Source organism: Niallia oryzisoli (assembly GCF_043641075.1).
Lineage (GTDB): Bacteria > Bacillota > Bacilli > Bacillales > Cytobacillaceae > Bacillus_BD > Bacillus_BD oryzisoli_A.
On the sequence record NZ_JBHZRC010000013.1, the window covers coordinates 38116 to 52889 of the forward strand.

Genomic DNA, 14774 nt, shown 5'->3' on the forward strand with positions numbered 1-14774 from the left:
CACATACTTTTTATTTTTGGTATGCGATATGGTTTTTTGTATGTCATCATTCCTCTGCCTCGTTTTTGCATAACACCTAAATTTGAAAGGAAAGATAATGAAGATTGTGTTCATTATTTTTACCATATGATAGTGGAAAGAAGCGATTACGATGACCGAAAATAAACCAATAGAATCCGCAGAGTCTTCCATTGCCAAACCCCCTTCTATATTCAAACAAGCTTTAACTGTCAATCAAAAGCCATTTCCATGGGAGAAGGCGTTTAGCGCAGGGGTGGCTGCGGCATTGCCTGTCTTGATAGGATTGTGGATCGGTCGTTTTGAGTACGGACTGATTGCTGGTATGGGCGCATTTACATATCTTTATACCTTTAACATTCCCTATGCTCAACGTGCGAAGAAGCTGTTCTTTGTGGTGCTTGGGATTACCTTTGTTGCTTGGCTTGGATCTGTTGCGGCTCCTCATCCGTTAGTGATTGCAGTTTTGACGGGCTTGATTGGGGCAGTCGCTGTGTTTATTTTTGGTGCTTTAAAAATCATTGGTCCGTCGGCGATTTTTTTTGTATTAGTGTTTTCCATGACAACAGGCATGCCGATTCAGCCCGAGCTAGCCCTGTTTCGTGCCAGCCTTGTATTTTTGGGTGGAATACTGTCATGGGTCATCGCCATGATTGGCTGTTTTTTTGAGCCTCATGGTCCGGAAACTGGGGTTGTCAAACGAGTTTTTCTTGAGCTGGCTTCCTTTCTTGATTCTGTCGGCACGGAGAAATTTCATGAGGCAAGACACCGGTTCATGTCCGTGCTAAAAGAAGCAGAAGAAACGCTTGCTGCTGGATATATTTCCTGGAGAGAAGACGACCTTTTTAAGCGTCTATATGTATTGAACGACCATGCGAATGTGATTTTTTTATACGTACTTGAACATTTTTCAAGAAAAAGTGCTGAATTACCACGTGAACTAGGGGAAGCTGTACGGGAAATCGCCCATTCCATGGATAGAAGAAAGAAGGAGGGCACACCTAAACAAATTCTCCAGCCGAATGACATGGATGAGTCGGTTGCCAATCTGTTTGTTGCCATTTTTGATGCGGATGCCGTCTTGAATGAACCCAATTCGAAGATTGAGCAAGTGATTCAAATATCGAAGCCATCCTTGAAGAAAGTCTTTTTAGGAGCCTTTGATAAAAGTTCGATTGTGTTTATTTCTGCTGTTCGGTTCGGAGTTATCACTATGCTTGCGGCTATTATTGCCTATCAATTTGAGCTGGAGCGTTCCTATTGGGTACCGTTATCCTGTGTTGCTGTGATGTCAGGAGCTACACTTGTTTCAACCTTTCATCGCGCGATTCAACGGGCATTGGGTACCATGCTGGGGATTGTGATTGCAGGCTTGATACTTGCTACGGGTCCGACGGGATATATGATCGTCTTTTTTATTTTGCTTTTAACATTTATAACGGAGCTTTTTATTGTAAAAAATTATGGGTTAGCTGCGTTATTTTTTACACCTAATGCATTGCTGATGGCGGAAAGCACCAACCCAGGTATCTTTAGCTTTCAATATTTTGCCTCGGCTAGAATCATTGATGTTGCGATTGGGATAGCGATTGGTCTTATCGGAGTCTGGCTGGTAGGGAGGCAGTCCGCGTCAAGTTTGCTCCCACATGTCATTACGAAAACAATCCGCAGTCAGGCACAGTGTTTATTTATCCTTTTCACCGATCAAGGAGCTGGCTTTTACGCCCCAAACAGTCGTGAACTTATGAAAATGAGAACAAATTTAGTGCATGTCCAAACCCTATACAGCACTGCAGCAGGAGAGATTCCAGTCAATCAAAACGTACTGGAATACTATTGGCCGGTCCTTTTCTCCATCGAGCAATTAGCTTATTTACTAGATAATTGCGCAAAAAACCCAACCCGCCCAATTCTCTCAGACACAACACTTGCCCAGATGCTCTATATATTCGAAACCATGGCCAACGCAGCCAACCGAAAACAATCACCACCACTAAAACATGTCCCAGAAATCCAACAATACCCAAGCATCCAAAAAGAAACCATCCGCCTACAAAAATCACTCATTCAGAGGGGCGATTCTCTTGCTTAAAGGGAAGCGGAGGGACGGTTCTCCTGCTTCCAACTAGTGAGGGAAGCAGAGGGACGGTTCTCCTGTTTCCCTTGAGCTTGTGATTTCGGTTTGGGAGAAATTCTTTACTATGTCATATACAAGCTAAAATAGATACAAAAGGAGAGCCGTCATAAAGAATGACCGACTCTCCCGATTATTATGTAAAAATGGAAAAGACGCCTGTCATAGACAGACGTCTTTTCTGCGTATTGCGGCAATGGACCGGACGACCACATTCGTGCGTTTAGCATTTAAGCTTGACCATTGACTTATGCAAATTAGCTCATCGCTTTACCAATATAACATCACTTTAGAAGATTAACAAGTAGATTATTTTGGAAGCGAGAGAACCGTCCCCCTGCTTCCACATGCGAAAGTCTACTTTTAGCTCCCCCTTTGTTCACCTAATGTTCCTACCATCTCTGATAATCCTTGCAGGAATATAGGCCTATCTGTGGAATAACAACATAGCACCACATAATCCGTCTCACCCCCCACTATTCAACGCATCTGCCACATCCATTCAAAACCATCGTTCTATCCAATCAAATAGGAGGTTATTACATGAAACCAAACAGAGGGACGGTTCTCCTGCTTCTTTTTCACGAATCCTTCCAACACTCAGTCATGAAAGGTGGTGACCATGATGCCGCGTGGGCCAAGAGAGAAAAGTGAAACCGGAATTTACCATATTATTATGAACGGTGCCAATAAACAGGAGATTTTTCATGATGAGGAGGATTCTCTTAAATATCTTGAAACAATCAGGAAGTATAAGGTGCAAGCGGAAATGGAGGTGTATGCATGGTGTTTGATGAATAACCATGTCCACCTTCTATTAAAGGAGGGAAATGAGGTGATTTCGGCAACGATGAAGCGGGTTGGTGTAAGTTATGCTTCTTATTATCATCAAAAGTACAACACATCGGGGCATCTTTTTCAGGATCGGTTTAAGAGTGAAAATGTGGACTGTAATCGGTATTTGCTTACGGTGATACGGTACATTCATCAGAATCCAGTAAAGGCAGGGATGGTTTATCATGCGGATGAATGGCGCTGGAGCAGCTGTCTGGGTTATTACGGGAAGGATCCCTTCGCTCTAAATTTGCTTGATAAAGATAATCTGTTACAAAAGGTTGCCGTTGATTATATCATTACCAACGACCGCTTTAGAGAATTTAACGAACGCAGCAATAACGATGAATGCCTTGACGTGAAAAGGAAGGAAAGATTAACAGATGATGAGGCTCGAGAGGTGATAAAGCAGTTGATCAGTCCAATTGAAATTGCGCAGGTCAAGAGTTTTCCCAAAGAAAAAAGAAATGCAGTGCTGCGAAAGGCCAAGGCTATTAAAGGAGTATCGCAGCGGCAAGTGGCAAGGATTTTGGGTGTTTCTGTTAATCTTGTCTTTAAAGCAAAAGAAAGGGGAGAGAATCCTTAAGTATCCCGAATTCCCCCCATAGTATAGGTAGTGTGCTAGGCGGAAGCAGAAGAACCGTCCCCGCGCTTCCTTAACAAATAGCAGCTTCCGTCCTCAGCGAAGTATAGATATTTCCCGTTCTCTACGTTAAAATGGATATTTTGCTTGTCGTAGATGAGTTGGGTTGTTTTTTCGAATTGCTCTACCAGCTGCTTCGCAGGATTTATAATGATATCCTGGCTGCTGGTCGTTGTGACAAACCCCTTTGGGTCACATTTTCTCTCGGGCTTTAATTCGGACGTCCAATCCCCGCTAAGCAGGATTGAACTTGCATTCATTTTCCTCTTTCGATTCTGAACAGACCAGGTTTTCCGGCAATTACAGCGGTGAATTCTGCTCTTCATCATCACATACCCACTTTCCATGATCATGAAAAAATGCTCTATGTTGATTGTATTCGCCAGGAAATTTGTTTATTATCAAAAACCCATTCTCAGCTGGGATTTATTTCTTACCCTATACCCATCCCAAAAACCGAACAAGCTGGGCAATGGCAAATGTGACGAAAAAGGCAATGCCCGTCGGAATCATAAAGGACCAAAACGTCCACTTGACACTTTTCGTTTCTTTATAGATATTGACTAAGGTCGTTCCGCATGGGAAATGCAGCAATGAAAACAGCATCATATTCAGAGCGGTCAGCCAAGTCCAGCCGTGGTCTAAAAAAAGCTGTTTCAAATCGCCAATTCCATCCACATCAATGAGGGCCCCGGTTGACATATACCCCATTAACAGAATCGGGAGTACGATTTCATTTGCAGGAAGTCCGATTAAAAAGGCCGTTAAAATGTAGCCGTCAAGTCCGATTGCCTGCCCTAACGGATCTAAGAAAGACACAATATGCAGTAGGATACTGACATCGCCAACCTGAATATTGGCTAATACCCATGTCAGGATTCCTGCCGGAGCAGCGACTTTAACAGCACGTTTTAGGACGGATAACGATTTAGTCAAGGAGGATCGAATGACCGTATCAACAAACTTTGGCTTTCTGTAAGGCGGCAGTTCGAGCGTATAATGGGTAGGAACTCCTCGTAAGGCCGTTTTTGATAACGCCCAGGAAACAACAAATGTGGTGACAATCCCGAACATTACAATGCCAACGACAACTGATGTGGTGACTAAAGAATGCATTCCACCGGTAAAGCCTGATGCCATAAATAGTGATGCTAGAACAATGAGTGTTCCCCAGCGACCGTTACATGGGACAAAGTTATTAGTCAGAATGGCTAGCATTCGTTCGCGAGGTGACTCAATAATTCGAGAAGACATTACGGCAGCTGCGTTACAGCCAAAGCCCATCGCCATTGTTAACGATTGCTTCCCGTGCGCGCCAACGGTTTTAAATAAACGATCCATATTAAATGCAACCCGTGGTAAATAGCCATAATTTTCAAGAAGGGCAAAGGTAGGGAAAAAGATTGCCATTGGCGGAAGCATCACGCTAATCACCCAGCCTGTTCCCCGAAACAGACCTAAAATAAGCACCCCATGTAGCCAATCAGGTGCATGTAAGGCCGTAAACGTAAGAGTTAAATAGCCTTCAATCCAACTAAAGAACTCCGCCAGCATGGAAGAGGGGACATTGGCACCTGCAATCGTTAAGTAAAAAATGACGCCAAGCATCAAAAGCATAATCGGAAATCCCCAAAAAAGGGACGTAAAGATTGAATCTAATTTTTCCGTTTTTTGATCATATTTTGTTTTTGAAAAATGAACGCCTTCCTTTAAGAGTTCATTGCTTTTTTTATAAAGCTGCTCCACAATTTGATCCCTAATACTAGACGTTGAAAGCTGGTCAGCCTGCACCAAAAGCGCCTGCAGACCATTTTGTTCTGCTTTTGGGTGGTGGGTATCCATCTGTTACACCTCCGTTTTGGTCATTTTTTTTTCAATCTGCTGTAAAAGACTTTTGTCACCGTCCAATAGACGTAAGGCCAGCCATCTAGCTGGAAGGTCATTCCCGGCAATCTGTTGCACCATCGGTAAAAGAAGGTTTATTTTTTCTTCGGTTTCTTCATTATAGGTCAGTTGATAGGGGGTACATTGGATAGCTCCAGTTACTACGCGGTCAATCGTATCCAGCAGCATCGGTATCCCGGTTTTATTTCGAGCTGAAACCTTAATGACAGGCACTCCTAAACGCCTCATCAATAATTTTTCATTAATTTTTATCCCTAATTTTTCAGCTTCATCAATGAGATTGATACAAATAATAAGGCGATCGGTAATCTCCATTACCTGGAGGGCTAAGTTCATATTCCTTTGCAAAGCGGTGGCGTCTAAGATAACTAAGGTGACATCGGGCTTTTCAAAAACAATGTAATCCCGGGCAATTTCCTCATCCTTTGAATTGGAAAATAATGAATAGGTTCCGGGCAAATCAATCATCTCATATTGCTTATCTTTAAACGAAAAAGTCCCCGCCTTTAAATCAACTGTTTTCCCAGCCCAATTCCCTGTATGCTGCTTTAAACCTGTTAAGAGATTAAAGATTGTGCTTTTCCCTGTATTTGGATTGCCTGCTAGTGCAATACGGTAGGAATTTGTCATGGCTCAATCAACTCGCCTTCAATTTTCATGCTTTCCTCTTTCCTTAGGGCAATAGACGTCTGGCTCACCCGAAAAGCAATAGGGTCACCAAGAGGGCTTCGCCTTAGAACCTCGACAATGGCCCCGGGAACAAACCCGAGATCTAACAGTCTTCTTCGCATGACACCTTCAATATCTAAAAAAGTTATTCGGATAAGATCCCCGATCTTCGCCTCAAATAATTTCAATTTATTTGAATAAACCATCACTTTTTCCCCTCGTCTCACTTTTTGCCTTAATGCAACTTTTGAAGTTATAATATGACCATATATTCATATTGATAACCCATTTTAGAAAAAAATAAAGTGGATGAGCTTTTATTAAAAAAATAGAGGGGGTTTTCAATAAAAGCAGGGGGACGGTTCTCTTGCTTCCAAAAGGCAAAAATGGAAGCAAGAGAACCGTCCCCCTGTATTCTTTATTTCCCTTCTACGATTTTGGCAAAATCATGAAGGGAGGTTGAGTTTTTGACGTAAGTTCTAGGTAAAAGATAGAGTTCGTTTTTGAAATTCTGTTCCTTAAATAGACCCGGTGTTGTAGTGAGTCCGAATTGATAGTATTTCTTTGTTTCCTCGACTAATCGGGTATTGAAATTTCCGTACGGATACGAAAGGGCTATCACAGGTTTGCCTGTTATGTGTTCAATTTTTTCTTTTGATTCCTTGAGCTCATACTCCATTTTCTCTCGTTTCGTCAAATCGGGATGGGTGGCTGTATGGGATTGGATGGAGAAGACTCCTGAATCCGCAAGCATTTTTAACTCCGCGGAGTTTAAACGACCAATACCGCCAATGAAATCTGAGATAACAAAGATAGTGCCCGCTGGTTTAAACCTGCTCGTTTCCAGCTTTTTAAAAATAGCAAAGGCCTTTAAATTGTTTTTATACCCATCATCAAAGGTAATAAAAATAGGTTTGTTGACTTTATTTCGATCCTTCCACCGTTCAAAGGTCAGTAATGTATAGCCATGATCCCGCAAATACATCATTTGTTCCTCGAAATTCTCCGGTGTAACATACAGCTCCTTCTGCCCCGTTCCCTTGTACTCATCGATCAAATGATAAACCAGAATCGGAATCCCGCGTTCACGCTCAGCAGAAGCCTGTGTCGGTACAAACAAAAAAGCTATCAATAGTAAAAATAACGCCGCCTTCTTCATAAAAACACCCCATTACCACATTTTCTGCTTATTATTCCGCAAACCAGTTAAAATTATGAAGCGGAGGGACGGTTCTCCTGCTTCCTTTTTAAATAAATGGAAGAGTAAATTGTGAAGAATCTCCAATCTTGTAAAAGTTTTAAAATGGACAAATCATAATTTTTTTAGCTATTTGAGAAGGTGTGTATTATAATAGTTTTTAAGTCAAAAAGAAAAGTAGGGAGATGCACACAATGCTATCAAATATTGGTGTACCAGGGTTAATACTTATCATCGTGTTGGCTCTTATCATTTTTGGACCAAAGAAGCTGCCTGAATTAGGCCGTGCTGTTGGACAAACGTTATCTGAATTTAAAAAGTCTGCTCGAGAATTGACTAGCGAAGAAATTGACGATACAAAAAAAGCGATTAAATAATATACAAAATAATAAATTCAAAGAAGCATAAGCCATGAGCTTATGTTTTTTTATTATCTTGAAAAAATAAATTTCGGCTGTTTTCATTAGAAGGAAAAATTGATTCCTGCTACTCTATTCTTTTTATTTTATTTAAGAAGGAATTTGAAACTATTGGTTGAATATCATTATAGGAATATATAACTAAGACGATATTCCTCCTGAAAGACAGCTATACTAGAAAAGTAACCAAGAGGCTAACGAATATTAGCTATTTATCGCTCTTACATAAACGAGTAAAGATATCAAAAAAGGAAGCAGGAGAACCGTCCCCCTGCTTCCAGAAAGGAGATTTTATGAGGAACTTTAAGTATGTCTTTCGATCTGCTAAGGATACGTTGTTGATTATTCCTGTTTCTGCGGTGTTTTTGATGATTGCTTTATGGTTTCGGGAGCCTTTTTATGGGGTCTTTGGTGTAGATAATTATTTGACGATTCATTTGATTATGGAGTTTTTTATCATCACGATATCCTTTACAATTGCGATTCAATCGTGGATGGCGTTTCCGCATGTGCTATCGAATTATCGCTTGTGGATTGGAGCCTTGTTTTTCGCAACTGGTTTTATTGAGATTGCTCATGCCGTTACCTTTAAGGGTATGCCGTTTTTTCTCTCGGAAAGCTCTGCTTATAAGGCAACTTGGTTTTTTATGGCGGCTCGTTTGACAGAAGTAGTGGGCATGCTGTTGATTGTCACATCAAAGGACAGGCTCGTACGTCCCGGAAAAAGATTTTTAGCGTACGGGATTTCGGGGGTTTATGCTCTTATCTGGATGATCATTGTGTTCTATCCAACACCAGTGCTGCCGGAGCTGGTTAAAGAGGGAATCGGTACGACGTCAATCAAGAATAATCTTCAATATGTTGGCATGGTACTTGAAGTAATTGTGATTTATTTTGTGATTGTTCGATTTCGTTCCAAGGAATTCTTTAATCTAATGCTCATTATGGCATCTGTCTACTTAATCAGTGCGGATTATTTTTTTACCACTTATAAAATGGTTTATGATATCAATAATTTCATCGGCCACCTGTTCCAAATCGCAGGGATGTATTTTATGCAACGAGCGGTATATCATACATCGGTGGAGGAGCCTTTTCAAATGCAAAAGGAAACAGAGGAAAGGTTGAGGCAAAACAAACAGTTTCTTGAGACCATTACTTCTCATATGGGGGAAGGGCTCATTGTCACGGATACCAATGGGCAACTAACATATATGAATCTCGAAGCCCAGCAGCTTCTCCAATGGAAGCAGGAGGAGGTGTATGGGAAGAGCATTTATTCTGTGATTCATACGGGCGGGGAGCAAGACACTGATGTAAGTTCATTTTTCACTCGTACATCCTGCAGGGTTGAAAAGGATTCGTTCTATCGTAAAGACGGAACCGCCTTTCCAACAGCCTATGTGATCACGCCGTTGCTAGAGGATGGAGAAATCCGCGGTAATATTATGGTTTTTCGCGATATCACGCAGCAGGAAAAGGATCAGAATCTAATCCATCATATGGCCTTTTATGATGACCTAACACAGCTGCCCAACTTCCGTTTTTTAAAAGAAAAACTATCAGACTTAATTAAGAAGCAGCCTAAAAACAAGGTCGCCATTCTTGAATTGGATATTGATCGTTTTAAAAATATAAATGAAGCACTCGGGCATGCTTTTGGTGATTCTGTCTTGAAAGCGGTTGCGGACCGTCTGCAGCAGGTGCTTCCAGAGCATTGGATTTTCGGAAGAATGACGGGTGACCAATATGGACTGATTCTGCCTTCGATTGTCCATGAGGAAGATATTATTCACGTAATTCAACAGATTCAAGATACCTTAAAAGGACCTTTGGAGGCACAGAATCTGCTATTAAATGCATCCGTAACGATTGGCGTTGCGGTTTATCCGTACCATGGCATAAGCTGTGACCTGCTGTTTAAACATGCCAATGTCGCATTAATTGAAGCGAAGCAGCAGAATATTTCCTTTCAATTCTATCGTTCGTCGATGGATGGAAAAGCAATGGAACGCCTTATTTTTGAAAATGATTTATTTCATGCATTAGGGAACAAGGAGCTTTATCTCGTATATCAGCCGCAGGTGGATATTCAGAGCGGGGAAATAATCGGGTTGGAGGCATTAATTCGTTGGCAGCATCCGAAGCACGGGTGGATTTCTCCAGGTAAGTTCATCCCAATTGCGGAGGAGACCGGTCTGATCGTTCCGATTGGAGAATGGGTACTGCGAACCGCCTGCCTTCAGATGAAGCAATGGCATGATGAAGGGTATCCTCCTCTAGCAATTGGTGTAAATTTATCAATCAGGCAATTTTACCAGGATGATTTAGTAGAAATGGTAAAAGAAGTATTGGCTGTAACCCAGCTCGCACCTGAATACTTAGATTTAGAGATTACAGAAAGTATGATGATGAATGCTGACTATGCGATGAAAAAACTGCAGGACCTAAAGGAAATCGGAGTCCAAATTTCGATTGATGATTTTGGCACAGGCTATTCATCCTTGTCCTATATAAAGCATCTGCCTGTTGATCGTCTTAAAATAGATCAATCCTTTGTCCGCGACATTGCCCATAATCAAGAAGAGACCGACGCAGCCATTGTCTCAACCATTATTGCCTTAGCCAATAACCTAAACTTACATGTTATCGCAGAAGGCGTCGAAACCGACACCCAAAAGGATTTCCTAAAGGACCGCAAATGCCAGCAATTCCAAGGCTACCTCTTCAGCCCGCCGCTCCCACCAGAGGAATTCAGTCTGAAATATGGGGGATTGAAGCAGAGGGACGGTTCTTCTGCTTCCAATGTATTGTTGATGGATGGAGGGGGGATATCCCAAGAAATCGAGTCCGTGTTAAAGTCATAATAAAAACTCGCCAAATTTCAGGCGAGTTTTCTTATAGCAATCATTATCCGGCTGCAGAAATGGAGTTTCGTTTCTTTACCCAAACCGTAGTCAGCAAAATCAATCCCGCAAAGGCAATCTGCGGCAGGGTTGTTTCAAGTGTCGGGTACAAGCCGATCCACTCGATAAATGGCGTACCGATCGAATGGGTTGGTAGTACGTTCGAAACCTGCAGCGCATGAATGCTGACGCCTAGGATTTTGAATGCTAACGCGTAAATCATAATGGTCGCAACTTTGAAGAAGAGCGTAATGGGTAATTTCACGCTATAGCGGATGATAATAAATCCTATAATGATTAGGATCACTAGAGCGATTCCAATTCCGGTCACCATTTGCTGAAGGCTCATATATGGTGCCATCCCAGAATAGAAAATAATCGTTTCCGCTCCTTCACGGAAAATGGAAAAGAAGCTAATCAACGAAAAGGAAACAAGCCTTCCTGTTTCAATTGCTTGGTTCATTTGGCTGCCAATATATCGATTCCATGCATGAATATTCGATTTACTATGAAGCCAGGCTCCGACTGTTAGCATCATCACGACGGCAACGATTCCGACAATCCCCTCTAAATATTCACGGCTGGAAGCAGCTGTTAATTGTGAAAAGACCATATTGATGATAAAGGATAGAACCACACTTGCTGCTAAACCGGCAGCGACACCAATCCAAATCCATTTTTGCTTGTTGTGCTGGTTGACCTTTTTTAAAAAGGACAGCAACGTTGCGACAATCAGCAGGGCTTCCAGTCCTTCGCGCAGTAAAATCAAGGCAGCATCCCAAATGGAGTAGCTGGTTTCTTTTGTCAATGGCAAAAGTCGATCATTTAAGTCAGTAAGTATTGATTTCGCTTGATCAGGTTGAAGCTTTTTCGATTCTAGCAAGCTGATTGCCTCTGGAACCTTTGTTTCCATATCGCTGTAGAGCTTGCTGTCCCTAGTGGATACATCGCCTTCTACCATCGGCCAAATTGTTAATAGTTCATTCAATTGAGTGACAGCTGAATCCAATTGGTTTGCTTCGATTGATTTTAGGCTTTCCTTTAAAAGCTGTGTAATATTTGTCAATGAATAATCAGCATTGTTGTCTGCTTTTTTTACATTTCCTGTAATCACATTCTCAATGGAAGCTTGCAGCGCATCAAGGTTTTCCTGAGCACTTTCTTGATCCAGTGTCTCATTCTTCACTGCGATTCGGACAAATGCTTGATACTTCTCGATCTCACCGTAGGAAACAACGCTTTCTCCTCTGACGATTGTTTCAACTTCAGTCCACTTAGCCAAAAGCTCATCATATTGGTTTTGCGCCATCTCAGCATTACCCTGTGAAACCGTTGCTTTCATGTCAGCAATTAATGGCAGCAATGCCTGTAGCTTTTCTTTATCCTTGCCTTTGTTTACAGGGTTTTCTGCAGTATCAAAGGCGATGAGCGAGCTGGAAAGGGAAGAGAGCTTCTTTTTCGTTTCCTCTATATCCGCTTTTTTTTGTAAAGCGTCCTTAACTTGTAAAAGCTCCTTGTCCACCTTTTTGGCCTTTTCGCTATCTGTCTTTAGTGCATTCCATTCAGTTTCAAAGCTGGCCATATTCTCGGCGATTGCTTCGTAATCCCCATTTTTCGCCTTCATCAAACTGTTGCCGATATAAACAAACAGATTATCATAGTTTTTTTCAGCTGCATTCGACACAGGCGATAAACCCAGCAAAATCACCAAACAGGCCGCAAGCATCAATAGCATTTTCTTATTAATCATGATCGTTCTTCTCCTTTAAAAATGAAGCAGAGGGACGGTTCCTCCGCTTCAAGTGCAAAATGGAAGCGAAAGAACCGTCCCTCCGCTGCTTATGATAATAGGGTTTCTCCGATGTAGCTTCCTTGTTTTGTTCCTGGGAGGCAGGCGAAGAGGGCGCTGCCGCGGTGGATGATGTATTCGTTTAGTTTGTCACTTTGCGCAAGGCGGTTTTGAATTGGGATGAATTGTTTGCTTGGCCTGCGTTGGAAGCAGATGAACAAAAGTCCAGCATCAAAGCTTCCAGTTTGAGGATCCATCCCAGATTCGTAGGAATAGGCTCTTCGTAGAATAGATTGGGTGCCGTCTCCATGTGACAACGCCATATGTGAGTCTTTTGGAATAATTGGCTGTCCATTAGAATCCTTTGCCTTATAATCAGCGGTATCCAATTCCTGCTTCATCCCGAGCGGGGCGCCTGAATCACGGTGGCGGCCGAATGTTTTCTCCTGCTCGCTAAGTGTCGTCCGGTCCCATACCTCGATGTACATTTGAATCCGGCGGACCACCATATAGCTCCCGCCTGCAAGCCAATCAGGACCATCTCCCTGCTGAACCCAAACCTGTTGATTCATATCGCTGTCTTTTTTTACATCCGGATTAATGGTTCCGTCTTTAAAACCAAATAAATTTCTCGGCGTTTCCTTTTTCGCATCCGCCTGCTTAGACCGTTGAAAACCGGTCTGCGCCCAATGAATGACTGCTTTCCCTCTAGCGATCCTCACAAGATTTCGTACCGCATGAAAGGCTACCTGCAGATCGTCGGCACAGGCTTGGATACAAATATCTCCGCCGCTCCATGCATCCTCTAACGCATCGAGTGGGAATTTTGGGAGCCCCTGTAATTCAGCCGGCTGTTTTGCCTGCAAACCAAAGCGGTCCTTGCCATCTTTTACAAAAAGCGTCGGTCCAACTCCAAAGGTAATCGTTAGATTAGAAGCAGACAGTCCGGTAGCTTCACCAGTATCCTTAGGGGGAATGTAGGCATTCGACGCTGATTCTGCAAGCGGTTCCCCTTTTGTCATTTTCTCAGCGGCAGCTGTCCAGTCCTTAAATAATTGAACCAAGTCCTGTTTGTTCTCTGTTGTTACGTTCAATGAAGCAAAGTAAAGATGATTTTGCACTTCCGTCGTAATACCTGCCTGGTGCTTTCCATAAAAAGGAACAGTGTTGTCCACTTGCTCTGTTTCTGAAGCTTTCGTGATTGACAGAATGCCGCCAAGACCAGAGGCCCCGACGAGCACCCCAATTCCACCGGCACCGGCTGTTTTTAACATATTACGTCTTGATACTTTTTTTACAAAAAGAGAAGAATCCTTCTGTGTCTCTGCCAATTAAGACGCCTCCGTTACAATTCCGATTTGTGATAGCGGTTCTGCCAATGCATCAATTGCTAAACTTAAATCTTTTACCTCTGATTCCGTTAATTCCGTATATAGTTTATAGGCATCGCCTTGTTTATGCTGATCAAGTAAGCTGTATACATCTGCAAAACGCTTTTCAATATCACTAGCAAGAGCCGAATCCTTTTCTTTCAGTGCCGGCTCCAGCAGTTGATAGATTTTTTCAGCACCTTGAACATTTGCAGCAAAGTCATATAAATCTGTGTGAGAATAGCGATCTTCCTCACCCGTTACTTTTGAAGTAGAGACCTCATTTAATAGATCAACAGCTCCCGTAACCAATAGTTCTGGTGTGACGTCAACTGTTTCAACCTTTGCACGCAATAATTGGACATCCTTCATTAATTGCTCAGCGTACTGTTCATAGCCTGCTGTTGTGTTATCAATCCAAAGACCTTTTTCGATGCGATGGTACCCCGTCCATTCCGCTTCCGGAACATCGCCTTCACGAGCATCTATTTTTGGATCAAGGTCACCGAATACTTCCGCAATCGGCTCTGCGCGTTCGTAGTGCATACGGGAAGGAGCATATAATTCCTTTGCCTGTTCAAGATTACCGGCTATGACGGCCTGTGTAAAAGCATCTGTAGCCTGAACAAATTGTTCAATTTCACCTATCGCATATTCTCTGTATTCAGTTGATACACCTTCTAATTCACTAGAAACAGGGGCTGCCTCCTTTTCCTTAGGCTTCTCTGCGGTTTCTTCCTTTTGAGAACAACCAAATAATAGACCAGTAGATAAAAACACACCAACTAACGCTTTCTTTTTTTTCATATATAAATCCCCTTTGTAATAATTTTCAGATTACTAGTATCATATCAGATAATGATAATCATTATCAACATAAATTATTATT

12 protein-coding genes are annotated in these 14774 nt (G+C 42.2%); 4 read left to right on the forward strand and 8 right to left on the reverse strand.

Going from position 1 to position 14774, the window contains the following annotated elements; genetic code table 11:
* Nucleotides 1-151 precede the first annotated feature (151 nt).
* Both ACHUFV_RS23350 and ACHUFV_RS23355 read left to right on the forward strand, forming a co-directional pair.
* Nucleotides 152-2110: an FUSC family protein gene (locus tag ACHUFV_RS23350; RefSeq protein ID WP_394238380.1), complete on the forward strand. Its 1959-nt coding sequence runs from the start codon at nucleotides 152-154 to the stop codon at nucleotides 2108-2110.
* Between the two features lie 667 nt (nucleotides 2111-2777).
* Nucleotides 2778-3572, forward strand: a complete 795-nt coding sequence (locus tag ACHUFV_RS23355; RefSeq protein ID WP_394238384.1) for a transposase — start codon at nucleotides 2778-2780, stop codon at nucleotides 3570-3572.
* Nucleotides 3573-3607: 35 nt separating this feature from the next.
* Here the strand turns inward: ACHUFV_RS23355 and ACHUFV_RS23360 are convergent, their stop codons facing one another.
* From ACHUFV_RS23360 to ACHUFV_RS23380, 5 genes are all read right to left on the reverse strand, one after another.
* Entirely contained in the window at nucleotides 3608-3982 is a 375-nt protein-coding gene (locus ACHUFV_RS23360; protein ID WP_394238386.1) for a hypothetical protein, read from the reverse strand.
* Nucleotides 3983-4067: 85 nt separating this feature from the next.
* Nucleotides 4068-5471, reverse strand: a complete 1404-nt coding sequence (locus ACHUFV_RS23365) for a nucleoside recognition domain-containing protein (RefSeq protein ID WP_394238387.1) — start codon at nucleotides 5469-5471, stop codon at nucleotides 4068-4070.
* 3 nt (nucleotides 5472-5474) lie between these two features.
* A complete protein-coding gene (locus ACHUFV_RS23370; protein WP_394238389.1) occupies nucleotides 5475-6164 on the reverse strand; it encodes a FeoB small GTPase domain-containing protein in 690 nt (229 codons plus the stop codon).
* Nucleotides 6161-6409 (reverse strand): FeoA family protein, encoded by a 249-nt coding sequence (locus ACHUFV_RS23375; RefSeq protein WP_394238391.1) that lies wholly within the window; start codon nucleotides 6407-6409, stop codon nucleotides 6161-6163. The genes ACHUFV_RS23370 and ACHUFV_RS23375 overlap by 4 nt, the downstream gene beginning before the upstream one ends.
* 212 nt (nucleotides 6410-6621) lie before the next feature.
* Nucleotides 6622-7362, reverse strand: coding sequence for a polysaccharide deacetylase family protein (locus ACHUFV_RS23380; protein WP_394238392.1), 741 nt, complete (start codon nucleotides 7360-7362; stop codon nucleotides 6622-6624).
* Between the two features lie 233 nt (nucleotides 7363-7595).
* Here ACHUFV_RS23380 and tatA point away from each other — a divergent pair, with 233 nt between their 5' ends.
* The gene (gene tatA / locus ACHUFV_RS23385; RefSeq protein WP_394238394.1) at nucleotides 7596-7778 is read left to right on the forward strand and encodes a twin-arginine translocase TatA/TatE family subunit; all 183 of its coding nucleotides are present in this window, start codon (nucleotides 7596-7598) and stop codon (nucleotides 7776-7778) included.
* A gap of 335 nt (nucleotides 7779-8113) precedes the next feature.
* Nucleotides 8114-10687, forward strand: a complete 2574-nt coding sequence (locus tag ACHUFV_RS23390) for a bifunctional diguanylate cyclase/phosphodiesterase (protein ID WP_394238396.1) — start codon at nucleotides 8114-8116, stop codon at nucleotides 10685-10687.
* Between the two features lie 43 nt (nucleotides 10688-10730).
* Here ACHUFV_RS23390 and ACHUFV_RS23395 read toward each other — a convergent pair whose 3' ends face one another.
* The 3 genes from ACHUFV_RS23395 to efeO form a co-directional block, all read right to left on the reverse strand.
* Nucleotides 10731-12476, reverse strand: a complete 1746-nt coding sequence (locus ACHUFV_RS23395) for an FTR1 family iron permease (RefSeq protein WP_394238398.1) — start codon at nucleotides 12474-12476, stop codon at nucleotides 10731-10733.
* A gap of 89 nt (nucleotides 12477-12565) precedes the next feature.
* A complete protein-coding gene (efeB, locus tag ACHUFV_RS23400; RefSeq protein ID WP_394238400.1) occupies nucleotides 12566-13846 on the reverse strand; it encodes an iron uptake transporter deferrochelatase/peroxidase subunit in 1281 nt (426 codons plus the stop codon).
* Nucleotides 13847-14692 carry an iron uptake system protein EfeO gene (gene efeO, locus ACHUFV_RS23405; RefSeq protein WP_394238402.1) on the reverse strand — a complete coding sequence of 282 codons (846 nt, stop codon included), beginning with the start codon at nucleotides 14690-14692 and terminating at the stop codon, nucleotides 13847-13849.
* Between the last annotated feature and the right edge of the window lie 82 nt (nucleotides 14693-14774).

What these genes read in the sequence shown, in the direction of transcription:
- ACHUFV_RS23370 (WP_394238389.1), bottom strand. Translation starts at nt 6,164, where the DNA reads ATGACAAATTCCTACCGTATTGCACTAGCAGGCAATCCAAATACAGGG.
- ACHUFV_RS23390 (WP_394238396.1), top strand. Translation starts at nt 8,114, where the DNA reads ATGAGGAACTTTAAGTATGTCTTTCGATCTGCTAAGGATACGTTGTTG.
- efeO (WP_394238402.1), bottom strand. Translation starts at nt 14,692, where the DNA reads ATGAAAAAAAAGAAAGCGTTAGTTGGTGTGTTTTTATCTACTGGTCTA.
- ACHUFV_RS23350 (WP_394238380.1), top strand. Translation starts at nt 152, where the DNA reads ATGACCGAAAATAAACCAATAGAATCCGCAGAGTCTTCCATTGCCAAA.
- ACHUFV_RS23355 (WP_394238384.1), top strand. Translation starts at nt 2,778, where the DNA reads ATGCCGCGTGGGCCAAGAGAGAAAAGTGAAACCGGAATTTACCATATT.
- ACHUFV_RS23375 (WP_394238391.1), bottom strand. Translation starts at nt 6,409, where the DNA reads ATGGTTTATTCAAATAAATTGAAATTATTTGAGGCGAAGATCGGGGAT.
- ACHUFV_RS23360 (WP_394238386.1), bottom strand. Translation starts at nt 3,982, where the DNA reads ATGATCATGGAAAGTGGGTATGTGATGATGAAGAGCAGAATTCACCGC.
- ACHUFV_RS23365 (WP_394238387.1), bottom strand. Translation starts at nt 5,471, where the DNA reads ATGGATACCCACCACCCAAAAGCAGAACAAAATGGTCTGCAGGCGCTT.
- tatA (WP_394238394.1), top strand. Translation starts at nt 7,596, where the DNA reads ATGCTATCAAATATTGGTGTACCAGGGTTAATACTTATCATCGTGTTG.
- ACHUFV_RS23380 (WP_394238392.1), bottom strand. Translation starts at nt 7,362, where the DNA reads ATGAAGAAGGCGGCGTTATTTTTACTATTGATAGCTTTTTTGTTTGTA.
- ACHUFV_RS23395 (WP_394238398.1), bottom strand. Translation starts at nt 12,476, where the DNA reads ATGATTAATAAGAAAATGCTATTGATGCTTGCGGCCTGTTTGGTGATT.